This is a genomic window from Sporosarcina saromensis (assembly GCF_054901285.1).
On sequence record NZ_CM142738.1, the window covers coordinates 3,270,522 to 3,286,573 of the forward strand.

Annotated in this window: 15 protein-coding genes, 2 pseudogenes and 1 riboswitch; of the genes and pseudogenes, 5 read left to right on the forward strand and 12 right to left on the reverse strand. The window is 40.9% G+C overall.

Annotated features, from left to right (window positions below; translation table 11 throughout):
* Positions 1-36: 36 nt before the first annotated feature.
* Entirely contained in the window at positions 37-822 is a 786-nt protein-coding gene (locus tag ACVHUV_RS16685; protein WP_462085356.1) for a histidinol-phosphatase HisJ family protein, read from the forward strand.
* Between the two features lie 286 nt (positions 823-1,108).
* Here ACVHUV_RS16685 and ACVHUV_RS16690 read toward each other — a convergent pair.
* The 4 genes and pseudogenes from ACVHUV_RS16690 to gdhA all read right to left on the reverse strand — a co-directional run.
* A pseudogene (locus ACVHUV_RS16690) lies at positions 1,109-1,614 on the reverse strand (transposase); the annotation flags it as partial.
* Between the two features lie 440 nt (positions 1,615-2,054).
* Entirely contained in the window at positions 2,055-2,636 is a 582-nt protein-coding gene (locus ACVHUV_RS16695) for a YdcF family protein (RefSeq protein ID WP_462085357.1), read from the reverse strand.
* A gap of 201 nt (positions 2,637-2,837) precedes the next feature.
* Complete coding sequence (locus ACVHUV_RS16700; protein WP_462085358.1) at positions 2,838-4,052, reverse strand: argininosuccinate synthase; 1,215 nt, start codon at positions 4,050-4,052, stop codon at positions 2,838-2,840.
* A 294-nt stretch (positions 4,053-4,346) separates the two neighbouring features.
* Positions 4,347-5,717: an NADP-specific glutamate dehydrogenase gene (gene gdhA, locus ACVHUV_RS16705; protein ID WP_462086931.1), complete on the reverse strand. Its 1,371-nt coding sequence runs from the start codon at positions 5,715-5,717 to the stop codon at positions 4,347-4,349.
* 497 nt (positions 5,718-6,214) lie between these two features.
* Here gdhA and ACVHUV_RS16710 point away from each other — a divergent pair, with 497 nt between their 5' ends.
* Positions 6,215-6,355, forward strand: a complete 141-nt coding sequence (locus tag ACVHUV_RS16710) for a hypothetical protein (protein WP_317942656.1) — start codon at positions 6,215-6,217, stop codon at positions 6,353-6,355.
* A 111-nt stretch (positions 6,356-6,466) separates the two neighbouring features.
* Here ACVHUV_RS16710 and ACVHUV_RS16715 read toward each other — a convergent pair whose 3' ends face one another.
* A complete protein-coding gene (locus tag ACVHUV_RS16715; protein WP_462086932.1) occupies positions 6,467-7,750 on the reverse strand; it encodes a glycoside hydrolase family 18 protein in 1,284 nt (427 codons plus the stop codon).
* A 154-nt stretch (positions 7,751-7,904) separates the two neighbouring features.
* Between ACVHUV_RS16715 and ACVHUV_RS16720 the strand changes: the two genes are divergently transcribed.
* The gene (locus tag ACVHUV_RS16720) at positions 7,905-8,534 is read left to right on the forward strand and encodes a spore coat protein (RefSeq protein WP_317942654.1); all 630 of its coding nucleotides are present in this window, start codon (positions 7,905-7,907) and stop codon (positions 8,532-8,534) included.
* A 32-nt stretch (positions 8,535-8,566) separates the two neighbouring features.
* Here ACVHUV_RS16720 and ACVHUV_RS16725 read toward each other — a convergent pair whose 3' ends face one another.
* Complete coding sequence (locus tag ACVHUV_RS16725; RefSeq protein ID WP_317942652.1) at positions 8,567-9,466, reverse strand: RluA family pseudouridine synthase; 900 nt, start codon at positions 9,464-9,466, stop codon at positions 8,567-8,569.
* Between the two features lie 107 nt (positions 9,467-9,573).
* On the opposite strand from ACVHUV_RS16725, the gene ACVHUV_RS16730 reads away from it, so the two are divergent.
* Positions 9,574-10,242: an HAD family hydrolase gene (locus ACVHUV_RS16730; protein ID WP_462085359.1), complete on the forward strand. Its 669-nt coding sequence runs from the start codon at positions 9,574-9,576 to the stop codon at positions 10,240-10,242.
* Between the two features lie 2 nt (positions 10,243-10,244).
* On the opposite strand, the pseudogene ACVHUV_RS16735 reads toward ACVHUV_RS16730, so the two are convergent.
* The 3 genes and pseudogenes from ACVHUV_RS16735 to ACVHUV_RS16745 form a co-directional block, all read right to left on the reverse strand.
* Positions 10,245-10,558, reverse strand: a pseudogene (locus ACVHUV_RS16735) (DMT family transporter).
* Positions 10,558-10,908 (reverse strand): DMT family transporter, encoded by a 351-nt coding sequence (locus tag ACVHUV_RS16740; protein WP_317942646.1) that lies wholly within the window; start codon positions 10,906-10,908, stop codon positions 10,558-10,560. The pseudogene ACVHUV_RS16735 and the gene ACVHUV_RS16740 overlap by 1 nt, the downstream one beginning before the upstream one ends.
* A 104-nt stretch (positions 10,909-11,012) precedes the next feature.
* The gene (locus ACVHUV_RS16745; protein WP_462085360.1) at positions 11,013-11,588 is read right to left on the reverse strand and encodes a TetR/AcrR family transcriptional regulator; all 576 of its coding nucleotides are present in this window, start codon (positions 11,586-11,588) and stop codon (positions 11,013-11,015) included.
* Positions 11,589-11,831: 243 nt separating this feature from the next.
* Here ACVHUV_RS16745 and ACVHUV_RS16750 point away from each other — a divergent pair, with 243 nt between their 5' ends.
* Positions 11,832-13,028, forward strand: a complete 1,197-nt coding sequence (locus ACVHUV_RS16750) for an NAD(P)-dependent malic enzyme (protein WP_462085361.1) — start codon at positions 11,832-11,834, stop codon at positions 13,026-13,028.
* A gap of 1 nt (position 13,029) precedes the next feature.
* Here ACVHUV_RS16750 and ACVHUV_RS16755 read toward each other — a convergent pair whose 3' ends face one another.
* From ACVHUV_RS16755 to ACVHUV_RS16765, 3 genes are all read right to left on the reverse strand, one after another.
* Positions 13,030-13,740 carry a DUF421 domain-containing protein gene (locus ACVHUV_RS16755; protein ID WP_462085362.1) on the reverse strand — a complete coding sequence of 237 codons (711 nt, stop codon included), beginning with the start codon at positions 13,738-13,740 and terminating at the stop codon, positions 13,030-13,032.
* Between the two features lie 204 nt (positions 13,741-13,944).
* Positions 13,945-14,853 (reverse strand): homoserine O-acetyltransferase MetA, encoded by a 909-nt coding sequence (gene metA / locus ACVHUV_RS16760; RefSeq protein ID WP_317942640.1) that lies wholly within the window; start codon positions 14,851-14,853, stop codon positions 13,945-13,947.
* 70 nt (positions 14,854-14,923) lie between these two features.
* A riboswitch (SAM riboswitch) is annotated at positions 14,924-15,030 on the reverse strand.
* A gap of 53 nt (positions 15,031-15,083) precedes the next feature.
* On the reverse strand, positions 15,084-15,941 hold the full coding sequence (locus ACVHUV_RS16765) for a YitT family protein (RefSeq protein WP_371389253.1): 858 nt from the start codon (positions 15,939-15,941) through the stop codon (positions 15,084-15,086).
* Positions 15,942-16,052 lie beyond the last annotated feature (111 nt).

Here is a 16,052-nt window from a genome sequence, read left to right on the forward strand (position 1 = left end):
TTATGATTGTTTGTCAACTGATAGGAGGAATTTTTTATGTTTGATTACCATATGCATAGCTCTTTTTCTGCAGATTGTACTGTGGAGATGGAAGAAATGGTGAAAGGGGCAATTGCAAAAGGGCTTTCGGAGATTTGTTTTACGGAGCATATCGATTACGATTACCCTGATGAAAATTTTGTGTTTGACTTTGATAAGAAAAAATATGCTGAACGCATTGATACGCTACAACATAAATATGCAAATCAAATTCGACTTAAAAAAGGCGTGGAATTCGGTGTCCAACCTCATATTTTAGATCAATACAATGAGTTGGTAAAAAAGGAAACATTTGATTTCATTATCTGTTCATTACATACTGTCCAAAGAAAAGGATTACATTTCGGAGAGATTTTTGAAGGGCGTTCCGTTGAGGAAGCATCGCAACTGTATTATGACGAGTTGCTACATTGTGTGAAGCACTTTGAGAAGTACTCTATTTTAGGGCATATTGATTTAATTAAACGGTATGCGCCTCAACTCGTGCAGAATAATTTCCATGATGTATTACGAGAAATCTTTCAACTAATCATTCCTGCGGGCAAAGGGATTGAATTAAATACGTCAGGTGTCCGGTATGGCTTGCCAAACGGATTACCAAGTGATGACATACTAAAGCTCTATAAAGAATGCGGCGGTGAAATTATCACACTTGGATCAGATGCTCATAGGCAAGATGACATCGCGTTTCAATTCGAAGAATCACGCGAATTGTTGAAGTCGATTGGTTTTCGCTATGTTACAACTTTTGATAAGTTACAGCCGACTTTCCACGCAATCTGAAGATGATACTAAACAAACGAAGAGGCTGGGGCAAAAACTTTAAATAGACCGTTTCTCTACGCTCCAAATGGCACGCTTTCCGCGGGGCGCGCTTGAGCCTCCTCGTCCGCGTCGCTTCGCTTTGCTCCCTGCGGGGTCTCAACATTCGCGCTAAATCCCGCAGGAGTCGGCCATTTTCCGCTCCGATCCACTCATTAATATATAAAAGAAAAATAGTAAAAGAAAAAAAATACATGGCTATTTAGCCAAGGCCACTGAAAAACCTACGTTTTTTATTTGATATTTCTTACTCTGCTTCCCTCATTAAGGTTAGTATTCGCTTCAGATTCACTGCAAATATCATCATGGCCACTTGCATCTGCATGCCAAATAGACCCGTGGATGTGACTACATCATACCTGTGTCATTGTTTTAATTCACTATTCTTCGCTTCAATCTTATAGCGGGATTTGGCTTTCACCTTAAATTCAGTGCTATTTTGAAACGCTTCCTGTTCCTTGTGTTCTGTTGATTTAATGGTGACTGAATATGTTTTACTTTTTGCTCCTTCCTTGTAACAACCCTCGCAGAGTGGGCAAACTTTACATTTCTCAACGTCAAAATAGTAAGTGTACGCTTGGTTGCTTCCCCGTTTTTTCTTTCCTATACGCGCTTTGCGAATGGTCACATGCCCAACCTTACATACTTGCCTGCCTCTTTATTGAATTCAAATTCATCTTCTTTCGCTCGGGTGCCTTCAACAAGTTTGTTTATTTGACGTAACATATTTTCTTTTGGGACGACGATATCGTTAAATTGCCATATATGGGCTGAAATTTAGGGTTTCTTGATTAGAGACCATCAGGAACACCACCTGGATTTTATATATTAATTATACAATATAAACAGTGACCCTTTCCTGTGAAAATGGAAATAGATCACTGTTTTATTATCACTTTAAATACAGGTGAGTTCCGTTGAATGGAGTGGAGAGCGCCAACTCCTGTGGGATTAGCGGGACGGGTGATACCCCACAGGAAAAGCCGTTACGTAGAACGGCTTTTGCGAGCAACAGCGCAGCGTTGGGAGCAAATCGAACTCTTCGTTGTTCAATTGCCTCACCGCCCGCCCTACGGAAAGCGTCCGCTTGGAACGCAAATCAACAGTTCCAGCAAAAAAATCTTAGCGGACTTTTTCAGTGGCCTCAAATTGCCTACATGCATTTTTTATTATTTTGTCCCAGGCTCTTCTCCTTATTTCCCAACTATTTTTGTTTTAATTAACGCCAATCGTTCACGGAACTGCTGTTGTGCTTTTACGGATGCCGGCGTTTTTGCTGCAACGACGTCTGTTTCTAGGTCTAGTTTTTTAGCAATCATTCGAGCGCGGGCTATATGATAATCACTCGTAATGATTGTTACTTCATGAACACCTTCCGGCAACAACTTCTTGGTATTCACTAGATTCTCATACGTGGAAGTCGATGTGGATTCGAGTACTAATCTATCCTCGTCTATTCCATGCTCCACCATGTAATTCCACATTGCTTCTGCTTCACTGATGTCTTCATCAGGCCCTTGTCCACCTGACAGGATGAATGTCACGTGAGGATGCGCATGAGCATACGCAACCGCAGATTCTAATCGATACCGTAAAGAAAGTGAAGGTGTCTTCCCATTCACTTTTGCCCCTAGTATGATGGCGTAAGGTTTTGAACCGTCCGCTTCTGGTTTCAACGCATCTACCATTAACTTCCCTGGCCATAACCAAAAGACAAGCCCCGAAATCGTAACGACCATACCGATGAATATCCCCAACTTTTTCTTATTTTTCAACGCGTCACCTGCTCCATGTAGATGAGTATATGTCGGAGATTCGCTAAATAGAAAAATCCCCTCATCAAACTAACTTGCAAGTTAGACGTTTTAGAAATGAGTAAGGTTTCCTTTGGATAGAAGAAGACGTAGACAATTTTGAAAGAGAATAGAAACATGAAAAAATGCATGGAGGCGAGTTGACCTTCATGCATTTTTGTTTTATAAGCTGCTTTTAACCGTTTGTTGTTTATTCACCGTACTATGCACTTCTGTCGGCAAGCCCCATAGCTGGATGAATCCGATAGCCGCTGACTGGTCGAATTGATCATCTGACGTATAGGTTGCCAGCTTTTCATCATAAAGCGAATTAGTCGACTTTCTTCCTTCCACAATTGCATGGCCTTTGAAAAGTTTAACACGGACAACTCCATTGACATATTGTTGAGTGTCTTTAATAAATGCCTCCAATGCGTTGCGTAACGGAGAAAACCATAACCCATTATAGATGAGCTCGCTTAACTTCTGAGAAACAAGTGGCTTGAAATGGGCGACATCTTTCACAAGCGTAATGTCTTCCAGTTCTTTATGCGCCTTTAACAAAGTAATAGCACCCGGGCATTCATACACTTCACGTGATTTAATGCCGACAAGACGGTTTTCCACATGATCAATTCTGCCGACACCATGTTTCCCTGCGATTTCATTCAAAGTTAAAATGAGCTCGCTTAATGGATAGTGCTTACCATCGATACTGACTGGTACTCCTTTTTCAAAAGCAATCTCGATGATATCTGGTTGGTCAGGTGCATTTTCAATGGATGAAGTAAGGCCATATGCCTCTTCAGGTGGAGCTGCCCATGGATCTTCCAAAATTCCACATTCATTACTGCGCCCCCACAAGTTTTGGTCGATCGAATACGGACTGTCAAGATTGATAGGAATCGGAATGTTTTTTTCTTTAGCATACGCAATCTCTTCCTCACGCGACCAACTCCACTCACGAACAGGCGCAATGACCTCTAGTGAAGGATCGAGCGCTTTAATTGCCACTTCAAAACGAACTTGGTCATTCCCTTTTCCAGTGCAACCATGGGCAACAGCCGTCGCATTTTCCTGGTGAGCGACTTCTACAAGTTTCTTAGAAATCAAAGGACGAGACAGAGCCGAAACAAGTGGATATTTATCTTCATAATACGTTCGCGCTTGTAAAGCGAGCAACGCATACTCCTGCGCGAACTCTTCTTTCGCATCAATGACATAACTATTGACCGCCCCAACTTGCAACGCTTTTTGTTGAATAAAGTTTAAGTCCTTGCCCTCACCAACATCCAAACAACAAGCAACAACATCGTACCCTTTATCGGTTAACCATTGCACCGCTACCGACGTATCTAGTCCACCTGAGTAAGCTAAAACCACTTTCTTCTTGTTCATATCTATCGTCCTCCTTATACATGTTTATGTATTTTTATTCATCATTACGTATTTTTATAATAACATAGATGTTCGGATTTTCAATAGATTTGACTAAAAACTTTTCAAGGGATTTTAAATTGGGTGTACTTTGAGCGTGGGATGCTCCATTTTGTGTATAGGACGGTCAGTTTTGTGTGCGGAGCGCTTCACTGTAGACGAGGCCAAAACATTGCACTGACGGCCTATCAAAAGTGACGCGATTCAACACGATACCAAAACAAAAACTATCTCAATGGCTGAGATAGTTTCAAGTTATCGGATGCCGTGCGCTACCATGGCGTCGGCTACTTTCAAGAAGCCAGCGATGTTTGCACCCATTGCAAGGTTGCCAGGTTTGCCGAAACGCTCAGCGGCATCTTTACAACTGTTGTAAATGCTGATCATGACAGTTTTTAACCGTTCATCGACTTCTTCTGCTGTCCAACCGAGACGCATGCTGTTTTGGGACATTTCCATTGCTGAGACGGCTACACCACCAGCATTTGCAGCTTTGGCAGGTGCGAAAAGGACCCCATTTTCGATGAAGATGTTAATCGCTTCATTATTGCAGGGCATGTTTGCTCCTTCTCCAATCGCTTTTAGACCGTTGGCAATTAAGATGTGCGCAGCAATTTCATCAATCTCATTTTGTGTCGCACACGGCAATGCGATGTCACATGGAATCGACCAAATGCGAGAGCAATCTTCGTGGTATTCGGCTTCAGGATGCTCTTTTGTGTATTCCCAAATCCGTTTGTTTTCAACTTCTTTTAATCGTTTAATGGTCTCTACATTGATGCCTTTCTTGTCATAAATGAAACCACCTGAATCACTGCACGCAATGACAATTGCACCTAGTTGCTGCGCTTTTTCGATTGCATAAGTAGAGACGTTACCTGATCCAGAAACAACTACTTTACGCCCTTGAAAAGACAAGCCGTTTTCTTTTAGCATTTCGTCGACAAAATAAACCGTACCATATCCTGTCGCTTCTTTTCGACCAAGTGAACCACCGTGATTCGGATCTTTCCCGGTAAGTACGCCTGCTTCATAACCACCTTTAAGGCGATTATACTGACCGAACATATAGCCAATTTCCCGTTTTCCGACACCGATATCACCAGCAGGCACATCAACATCAGGGCCAATATGTTTACTCAACTCCGTCATGAAGCTTTGCGTAAAACGCATGATTTCACGTTCCGACTTCCCTTTTGGATCAAAATCGGAACCTCCTTTTCCCGCTCCAATCGGTTGACCGGTCAATGCATTTTTGAAAATTTGTTCGAACGCGAGGAATTTCATAATGCTGTTGTTAACAGATGGATGAAATCGAATGCCCCCTTTATAGGGGCCGAGGTCGCTGTTGAATTGTACGCGGAATCCACGGTTTACATGTACTTTTCCTTTGTCGTCTTCCCAAGCAACTCTGAACGAGATGATGCGCTCCGGCTCTGTAATTCGCTCAAGGATCCCGTTCCGTATGTACTCCGGGTGTTTGGCAAAGACCGGACGAAGCGAATCAAATATTTCCCTAGTCGCTTGCAAAAACTCTTTTTCGTCCGGATTTCTCTTTTTTACAAGCTCATATACTTCGTGCACGTAATCATTCGCTCGATTACGATGTTCTTGAATCGTTTCCATATTTGTCAATCGCCTCATCCCTTTCTCAATCATCATAAAAGCCTAGACATTCATTTTACCATAGTTTGAAAATTAGTATTTCAAAATCTATTCTTCGTTTTTACTAGTATTACCGAAAACGTGAATTAGTACAACATTTTTTTCATGTTTATTCATTTTGTGTAGCGGGAAAAACTTCATTACAAACTAGAATTAACGATCTCTTAAAACACCGCATGAATTGCTAAAACGCGGCATACTTATCCAAAACGGCTCATAAAAACGGCATTTGCGGCATAACTTTCTCAAACGCCGCATTTCCCGCCAGAACGCCGCATACTTGCCCAAAACGACGCATTCTTACCCAACATGCCAAATTGCCCGCGAATATTGACGACAATATTAACAGGCAAATAAAAACATTTACAACACTCTAAACATAGACTATTATTAGTACATCCAAATCTCGAAAATGAGTAAATTGGAAAACTACTAAGAAGAGAAAGAGGAGATGCTATATGAAATTCACCAAGATTGTACGTACTGTTATCGGAGCCAACCTAGCGATACTGATGGCATTTGCATTCCTACCTGCTCTGCTCATCAACCCTGATGTTGAAATTTTCCAAAGCGTACTCAATTACATTTCGAAAGACTGATCGATGAAGAAAAGGAACCGTATGGCGTATTTTCGCCATGGGTTCCTTTTTACTTCTACTTTTTGTCACACTATCATTCACAGCTCGTATACAAATGCAGCAGAACATTTTTTACCGTTTAATGATTGTAAAGTTATCATTGAGTAGTAACCAATTTTGCGGGAATGCTAATCCTATCTTCCAATACATCATGCCGCGCAAGTTAAATTCTTTCAGCAAATTGAATTTCGCTTGAATACTGCGTGCATCTTCAAACCATACGTCGTGTCTGACACCGTCATTATCCCAATAGAGGAAGAAGGGCGCTTGTGCAACCGGATCATATTGGATATTTGCATTTTGGCGAATCGCTAAGTTTACCGCTTGTTGTGGGCTTAATGCCCTCGCTGCAACACCCGTTTCAGGCGGATACGGATACTTCCAATCATATCCATACAAGTTTTGTCCTAGAAAAATTTTCTCTCTTGGAATTTGGCTCACTGCAAACTCCACTACTCGCCGAACTTGGTTGATAGGGCTAACAGCTTGGGGCGCACTGTACGAATAGCCCCACTCGTACGTCATTAACGTAACGAAGTCACAAATTTCACCGTGTGCTTTGTAATCAATTGCCCCGTAAATACCAGTAACATTTGCGCTTGTTTTCGGAGCTAGCGCGGTCGAAATCGTCAAGCCTGCTGGTTTAAAACGCGCTTTCGCATTTCGTAAAAACGAATTGTATAATTCTCGATCCGCCGGTCTTAGAAACTCAAAATCAAAATGAATGTCCTTGTACCCGACCCTTTTAGCTGTCCGTACAATATTTTCAAACAAACGGTTTTGTACGGTCATGTCTGTGAATAAAACATGAGCCAATTCTGAACTAAATGCAAAGTTCTCTAAGTTACTGATGACCATAGCATTCAGCACGCCCGCATCCGTCGCGATTTGAGGTATCTCTCCGATTGGTGGCGATTTTAATGAGCCATCTCGTTGTGCCTCATAACTGAACATTGCCAAATACGTCAAATCGTCAACGCGTTCTTTTACTTCAGCAGTAATTTCTGTCAAATTCTGCTCCCGAGGTTCAACATACAACAACACTTCAATTGCCCTCTTTGTCCTTTGAGGAATCGACAAGCGTTGACCGACAAGCAAAATGGCGTTTTGAGCTATTCCGTTGATCCGCGCAAGTTCTGCTACTGTCGTTCCATATAACCTTGAAATGATGTAAAGGGATTGTCCCGGTTGTACCCAATGATAACTTCCTGTTACAGGAATGACTAGCGCTTGCCCGACAACAATTTTTGATGGTTCCATCAATTCATTCGCTTTTGCTATCTCTTCCCATGCAATCCCATAAGCTTGTCCAATCCCATACAAGCTTTGACCTGCCTGTACAACATGAATTTGCATAATGCTCCTCTGCCTTTCATTGACAAATTGTCCACTACTCCATGCTATTGTCAAAATGAGCAGAATATGCGTGATTTCCACTTCTTTATACATATCCTTTTTGATTGAAGCCATACTACAAATGATTTTTAAAACCTTACAAGGAGGATATGTAATGACACACAATGAATTCCATGAAATGCACGAAAATATGCAAACCGGTCCAGTCTCAACAAAAATGAATCACGGCGCGAATGGTATGATTGGGATAAAAGATGTACTAGGGAGCGTCCTAGCTACACTAAACCAAGCGACACTTTTTCGACCACACGTAAAAGATCCCGAGTTGCTGGATATTATGGATCGTCAGTATCGTTTTATGCTTGATGAATACAACATAACGGTGGAATGCTTCAAATCAGGTACGGATCCTTCCCATCCGACAGGCAGCTACAACATGAAGCAAGAGAACGACTTCGTCTATGGCACGAAACCCTCTCAACCGAAAAAGCCGATGCAAAGTGCCAACGAATTAAATGATGAAATGATTTCTGGATTCATGTTAGGAGCAATGAAGAACATCGCTTCCCTCAAAACGACTTCCGCAATAGAAGTGACACATCCAGTTGTCAGGAGAGTGCTCGCTGATTCCATTGCGAATTGCATTGAAATGGCGTATGAACTTTCCATTTACCAAAACAAACACCATTACTACCAAATCCCTCAACTTTCAGATCACGACATGCAAGAAATGATGAACTCGTTTGCAGGCGCACAAGGTCAACCCGGCATGCCTATGCAATAAGAAAAAGCGGTCCCGCTATGGGGCCGCTTTTCTTATTGGACTTTACGAAGGAAACTCGTCGGTAGATCCGTTTCAAACTTCATCACCTTTTTAGTGACTGGATGGACAACCGTTAATGACGTAGCATGCAAACCTAGTCTCTTCAGTGGATTCACAGTGGATCCGTATTTTTTATCTCCTACAACCGGATAGCCAAGTTCCTCCATGTGTACACGGATCTGATTTTTCCTACCTGTATCCAAACGCACTTCCAATAGGGAATACTGGCGATTTGATTTTATTTTTTTATAATGCGTAATGGCGAGCTGTCCACCGTTATCAGTAGGATTCGAGTACACTTTGTAGGTGCGTGTTTCTTTTAACCACGATTTAATCGTACCCTGTTCCTTTTTAACGTTGCCTTCTACAAGCGCAGTATAAACACGTTCTTTCGCCATCTCGTCCCAATTCGTTTGCAACGTCATTTTTACTTCTTCGCTTTTTGCGAATAAAAGAACCCCAGATGTATCTCGATCTAAACGATGGACGATGAAAACCCGTTGACGAGGGTTTTGTTTCTTTACATAATAAGAAACTTCACTGAAAGCTGTTTTTTCATTTTTATCTTTTGCAGCCATTGATAATAGGCCTTCCTCTTTGTCGATGACAATGATCGATTCATCTTCATAAATAATTGTCAATCCCGTCAGCATACTTTCGCTTTTCGCTGCCTTATTTTTTTGGATTTCTACTTTTTGTCCAATCGATAATGGATGATTGTGTTTCGTCACCGGTTGTCCATCTACTTCCACTTGCCCTCTTGTCAACATCGATTTCACCGAATTTCGGCTATTTTGTTTCATGTTCTCTAATAAAAAAGGTAATAGTTCAGCCTTTTCCGTTACGGTAAATAAGGTTGAATGTTCTCTTCTCTTTTGATGATTTTTTTGCATAACTCGTCTCCTCACTCTCTCTCTTTATTATGCGGAAATTGCCCTTGGATTACAAACACTGTATCATCATAAGTAAAAGCTCCTGTGTGTGCATAAAGAAAAGGGGAATGTTCTTGAGAATTGCAATTTTCGACTTCGACGGCACTGTTTATGCGAATGAAACTTTTAAATTATTAATGGAACACTTAAAACACCATCCCACCTATCATTCAAACTATCGGACTTTTTACAGACAAATCCTCCCTTTGTACATCGGTTACAAAACAAAAATTGTATCTGAGGCGACGATGAAAGAACGATCAATGCAGTTATATGTAAATGCACTTGGCTCGTTAAACCAAAACGAGCTACAACATTATTTCGCTGAATTAAAAGCCAGTATGCAAAACGATTTCAATCATGAAGTTGTTTCCCGTATCCACCAACACCATACGGAAGGGATTTTCACAATGCTCGTGTCAGGTGCATATACGCCTTTACTGCACGCTGTGACAGAAGGACTTCCTTTTGATGCAATCATCGGCACCGAAGTCCCTTACACGATAGACCAGCAATTAGACCGACAAAAGAGCATATACCACATTCAAGGGAAACGCAAAAATGAAAAAATCATGGAAGCCCTCCAATCCAAGGACATCGATTGGACAAACAGCTATGCGTATGGAGACAGTTATTCTGATTTATCCGTACTTGAATTAGTCGGTTCACCAGTCGCAGTAAAACCGAAAAAAAGGCTTGCACAAATTGCAAACGAACGAGATTGGGAAATCATCTAAACTTATGACAATGCCTTTAATCCAACAACACCGATAACAATTAATAACACACTCATCACTCGACCGATACTTTTAGATTCTCCAAAGAAAATCATATTAATGAGTACGGCTCCTGCTGTTCCAATGCCAATCCATACAGCATAGGCCGTGCTCACTTGTAAGTAGTTGAATGACATGTAAAGAAACGCAAATGCTGGCCAAATCCTCCTCCAAATAACAACACATTTTGAAAGCTTTTTTGCTCGTTATATTTATTTAAACCGACAACACCAGCAAATTCACACGCTGCCGCTAATAAAACAAAAAACCAACCCATTACTGAACAATCCCTTTCTTCGCTTTCTTATCTTCCAAGTCATCCGCAAGTTTCAACCCGACAACCCCGACAACTAAAATAAACATGAAAAATATTTTACCGGCACTTAAACTTTCTCCAAAGAAGAAAACATCCATTAGCGCCGTCCCGACAGTTCCAACGGCAGCAAAGATGGCATACACCGTACCCGTCGGTAAATTTTCACAAGCCTTCGCCAAATAATGAAAATCAACAAAAATAAAAAACACAATCGGTAGCCAATGCCACCATTCACTTGCTACGTTAAATCCAAAAATCCAGACCAATTCAAAGAAACTGGTCAATGCTACATAAAGCCATGATTTGTTCATTTCTGTTTCCTCCGTTACGTTATGACTGACTGTCATTCATTTAATAACAAATGATAAATTTTGCCCTGCTGGAGAACGGAAGAAATCGCTCTCCAGCTGTGCAATTAGTCATGAATGGACAAAGCAAAACGTAAAAACTGCTTGACCTCTCTTTTTTGTACGGCAGCCTCGTCCTCTTTGTTTGCATCATACAAGTAAATCTGTTCCGCAGCTGATTCAACAAGACCTATCACTAATTTTGCAGTGCGTGCAGGATCAACAGAATCTCTAATGACTTCATCTTCAATTGCTTGTTCCAAACTCTCGCTGATCCATTCGTAAAACGGTGCATAGACCGTCTCCCATTTTTTTAAATGCTCGGTAGATGCGAGACCGGAATAGATGAGCGCTTGCATTTCGTGATACTCTTCACTCACTTCAAAAATTGCATCGACTAATTGATCGAGTCTGACTGGAAAAGGAGCTGATTTTGAAACTTTAGCCTGAACAATCTCCATTGTTTTCTCGACCATCACTTCTGCAATTGCAGGCATCAGCGACAACTTGGAAGGAAAGTATAAATAAAACGTTCCTTGGGCGATTCCTGCTCTTTTCACAATATCCGAAATTTTAGTCTTCTCGATCCCCTGTTCACTAAAGACCTCAATAGCTGCAGACACGATTCGCTCACGTTTGTCCATTTATTCAACCTCCTTTACGAATGATATGAATGACTGTCATTCATTTTATCATATAAATAGTTTGCATTTCCAGTGCTACTAATAAAATATTTTTTTCACATACTAAATATATATCGAATCATCGTGTAAGCGGTATCATTCACATAATCATTGGATTAAACAGATTTTCACCACTTGCATTTACTGTTTGATGCTGTTAATAATTTTAATTACCCATAAAACAAATAGAACGGAGCGAACTAGATGACGAAAGAATATCATTCCGCATTAGCGATGCATGGACTTCACAAAGGGAAGATGGAAGTTGTTTCAAAAGTCTCCCTAGACAATACGAAGGATTTGAGCTTAGCCTATTCCCCTGGCGTTGCTGAGCCTTGTTTGGAAATCGCAAAAGAACCAACAACTGTGTACGATTATACGATTAAAGGGAATCTCGTTGCAGTCATTACAGATGGAACAGCCGTATTAGGTCTCGGAGATATCGGACCAGAAGCTGCATTGCCTGTAATGGAAGGCAAAGCGCTTCTACTTAAACGTTTTGCCGATGTGGATGCGTTTCCGATTTGCCTCGCAACAAAAGATGTAGAAGAAATTATTCAAACCGTCAAACTGATGAGCCCAACATTCGGTGGCATCAATTTAGAAGACATTTCTGCACCCCGTTGTTTTGAAATTGAACAACGTTTACGTCAAGAATGTGAAATCCCTGTCTTTCATGATGATCAGCATGGAACCGCAATTGTCGTTGCAGCGGGACTGATTAATGCATTCAAACTGACAGGTAAAGACTTAAAAACTGCCAAAATCGTCGTGAACGGTGCAGGCGCAGCAGGAATTGCAATCGTCAAACATCTTTTGACAATCGGGTGCAAGGACATCATTTTATGTGATTCAAAAGGAACAATTTACGAAGGTCGGACAAACGGCATGAATCCGATAAAGAATGAGATGGCAGCACTGACAAACCCAACTGCTGTTAAAGGCAGTTTGGCGGATGCTCTTGCTGGTTCTGATGTCTTCATCGGTGTCTCTGTTGCAGACTTGCTAACAGAAGAAATGATTGCTTCCATGAATGAAGGGCCAGTCCTTTTCGCACTTGCGAATCCAAATCCTGAAATCATGCCAGCACGCGCTAAACAATACGGTGCACGGATTATTGCAACAGGCAGATCCGATTTCCCTAACCAAGTAAATAACGTTCTTGCATTTCCTGGAATTTTCCGTGGAGCGTTGGACGTACGTGCTACGGATATTAATGAGCAGATGAAAATGGCAGCGACCGTTGCAATTGCATCTTTAATTGACGAGAAAGACTTGCACGAAGACTATATTATTCCAGATCCTTTTGATGATCGTGTCGCAAGTGCCGTTGCACAAGCTGTTAGTGAAGCTGCAATTACTACTGGAGTTGCCACGTTACAAGTCACGCCGACTGCGTAATTTATTGACCGGTTCGCTCATCGACATGGAGTGTGCCATCGCCCAGTATTTCAGCATAGAAGACTTGTTCAACTGTCGATATGCCATGATGCTGCAACTCAGCATACAACCATTCTTCTGTCAAATGAAGTTCGGTTAAGTTTTCTTTCATTAACTTTCCGTCAGAAATAATCTCAGTCGGAAGATATTTTGGTTCAGGGCTAGGAGCATTCACATCTTTTCGTGTGGCTGGCTCCTGGCTCGCTTTTTTTAATACACTCAGTTCCCCATTCGTTTCAAGTATCGCATAGTTAACATCGGTCACAGTAAAAATGCCTTGTTCTCGAAGCATCATATTCAGGTCATTCAACGTAAAACGTGCTTTCTTCATGCCTTGTTCACTAATTTTCCCCTTTAAAATAAGGATTGTTGGCTGATCATCTAACAACTTTCGTAAATTCTTTGATTTGATTGTTAAGAAGTTCACAAAAACCGTCAATAAAGCCCACCAAATTAAGGATATACTTCCATTATAAAAATGCGTTTCTGAATTAACGGATATCTCGGCAGCAATCGATCCAATCGTAATACCCGTCACATAATGGAAAAACGTCAATTGTGAGATTTGTTTCTTCCCCATAATCCTTGCAAGAATGAGCAAGATGATAAATGCAGTTGTCGTCCGCAAAAGCATTTCCCAAAACTTCAATTCCAGTAACCCTTCTAATTCCATGTTCTCTTACCTCCTCTGTACACTAGTTTGCAGCAGAAAGAGGGACTTATTCAGAAGAGAAATACGTAATCGAATAGGAATGCAAGTTGTAGAGAAATTTGAAAGCTTTTTATCTTAATTTAATTGCTGTTTTTATTGACTCGAAAAACTCATTGAAGCCAAAAAAGCCAGCATCAGCAACATGTGCCAATGCTAGCTTTACTTTTATTTCCATTCAAATGGTGTCTCTTGATACACATAATAGTTCAGCCAGTTGGAGAACAACAAATGCGTATGCGAACGCCATGTATTCAACGGTTGCTTCGTTGGATCATCGTGCGGGAAATAATTTTCCGGAACATCAATTGCAATGCCTTTTGCAATATCACGCGCATACTCTTCACCAAGCGTACATGCATCATACTCCAAATGCCCTGTCACCATAATATGTTTGCCATCTTTTGAAAGTATGATGAAAGCTCCCGCTTCTTCAGATATAGCCAACAATTGAAGGCGATTGTCCTGTTCAATTTCTTCAATGGATACGGATGTGTAACGAGAATGAGGAGCGGTGAACAAATCGTTGAAGCCACGCGCAAGCTCTACCGTCGGATCCGTCAATGTATGTTCATATACACCCGACAACTTCTTTGGGAGTTCAAATTTATTAATGCCATAATGGTGATAAAGAGCTGCTTGAGCGCCCCAACATATGTGCAAAACGGATGTGACATTCGTGTTGGACCAATCCATGATTTGTTGCAGTTCATCCCAATACGTTACGTCTTCGAATGCAAGATGCTCAATTGGTGCACCCGTAATAATTAGACCGTCATAGCGGCGATTTTTCACATGCTCAAACGTTGTATAAAATGCATCTAAATGCGTTTTACTGACGTTTTTCGATTCATATGTAGCGGTGTTCAAAAAAGATACATTTACTTGTAAGGGTGTGTTTCCTAATAACCGCAATAGTTGCAGTTCAGTTTTCTCTTTTTCAGGCATTAAATTGAGAATGATGATGTTTAATGGACGGATATCTTGAGAAGTAGCTCTCCCTTCATCCATCACAAATATTTTTTCTTCTTTCAACATTTCTCTTGCCGGCAATTGTTCAGGTATATTAATCGGCACGTAAATTCCCCCTATTCATGTAAAAAATCCTCATTCCTAAGATAGGAACGAGGATTTTTAACGGTCTCCGCTCTTATCTCTCAAGATTAACATCTTGTTGGAGGTAGCACCTTCCTGCCGGAGCAGAGGTTGCTGAAGCTTCTCAGGGCCAAATCCCTCAGCTTCTCTTGATAAGAAATATTCATTTGTTGTCCATTATATCATTTTATACAGAATTGTATACTTATTTCTTACAGTCTTACTTTCGCTCTCGAAAAGCCTGTCCCCAAAATTTCAGAAGCATTCAGGAATATGACAAAAGCGCTCGGTTCAGCAGTTTGTAACAACTTTTTCAAATAAACGGCTTCTGATTGTTCCACTACACAGAAAATCATCGTCTTGTCATTGTTTGAAAACCCACCTGTTGATTTTACTTTCGTCAAACCACGGTCGATCTCATTTTGAATGACCGCTTGGATTTTATCTTCATGTTCGGTAATAATGAGCACTAACTTCGTCGGGGAAGTTTGCAATTGCACGAAGTCAATCACCTTGCTTGTAACATAAATAGCCATGAGTGCGTATAAAGCGAGTTCAAAATTAAATACAAATGCTGAAGTGACAACGACAATTCCATCGACAATCAATTGTGAGAAACCGCTTGAAATGCCTGTATACTTTTTCAACAATTGTGCAATTAAAGCGGTGCCGCCAGTCGAGCCATTCCCACGGTACACAATTCCTAACCCAATACCAAGCATGATCCCACCATAAATAGAACTGAGTAGAGGGTTGTCAACGGACAAGTTAATATCATGCGTTAAAAAGATGACAAACGGGACAAAAAACGTACCAACAATCGTTTTCACACTAAATTCTTTTCCTGCAAGCACAAGTCCAAGTACAATTAGTGGGATATTAATGATCCATTGGACAACAGCCGGATTATAGTTGAATAGCTCGTACAATATCGTACTTACCCCAGAAATCCCACCCGCTGCAATACGAGATGGCAACAAAAATATATTAAATGCAAGGCCGACAAAAGTCGCCCCAATAATAATTTGAACATAATCAAAAAACACCGATTTCTTCAATAAAACAGACATACAATCGTTCTCCTTTCTTTACAACGTTTCCTATTTTAACAGAAATCGATGTATAGAATAGTTTTAAAGTTTCCAGATGTGGAATAGTAGAAGTAAGTAAAGATAAGAAAG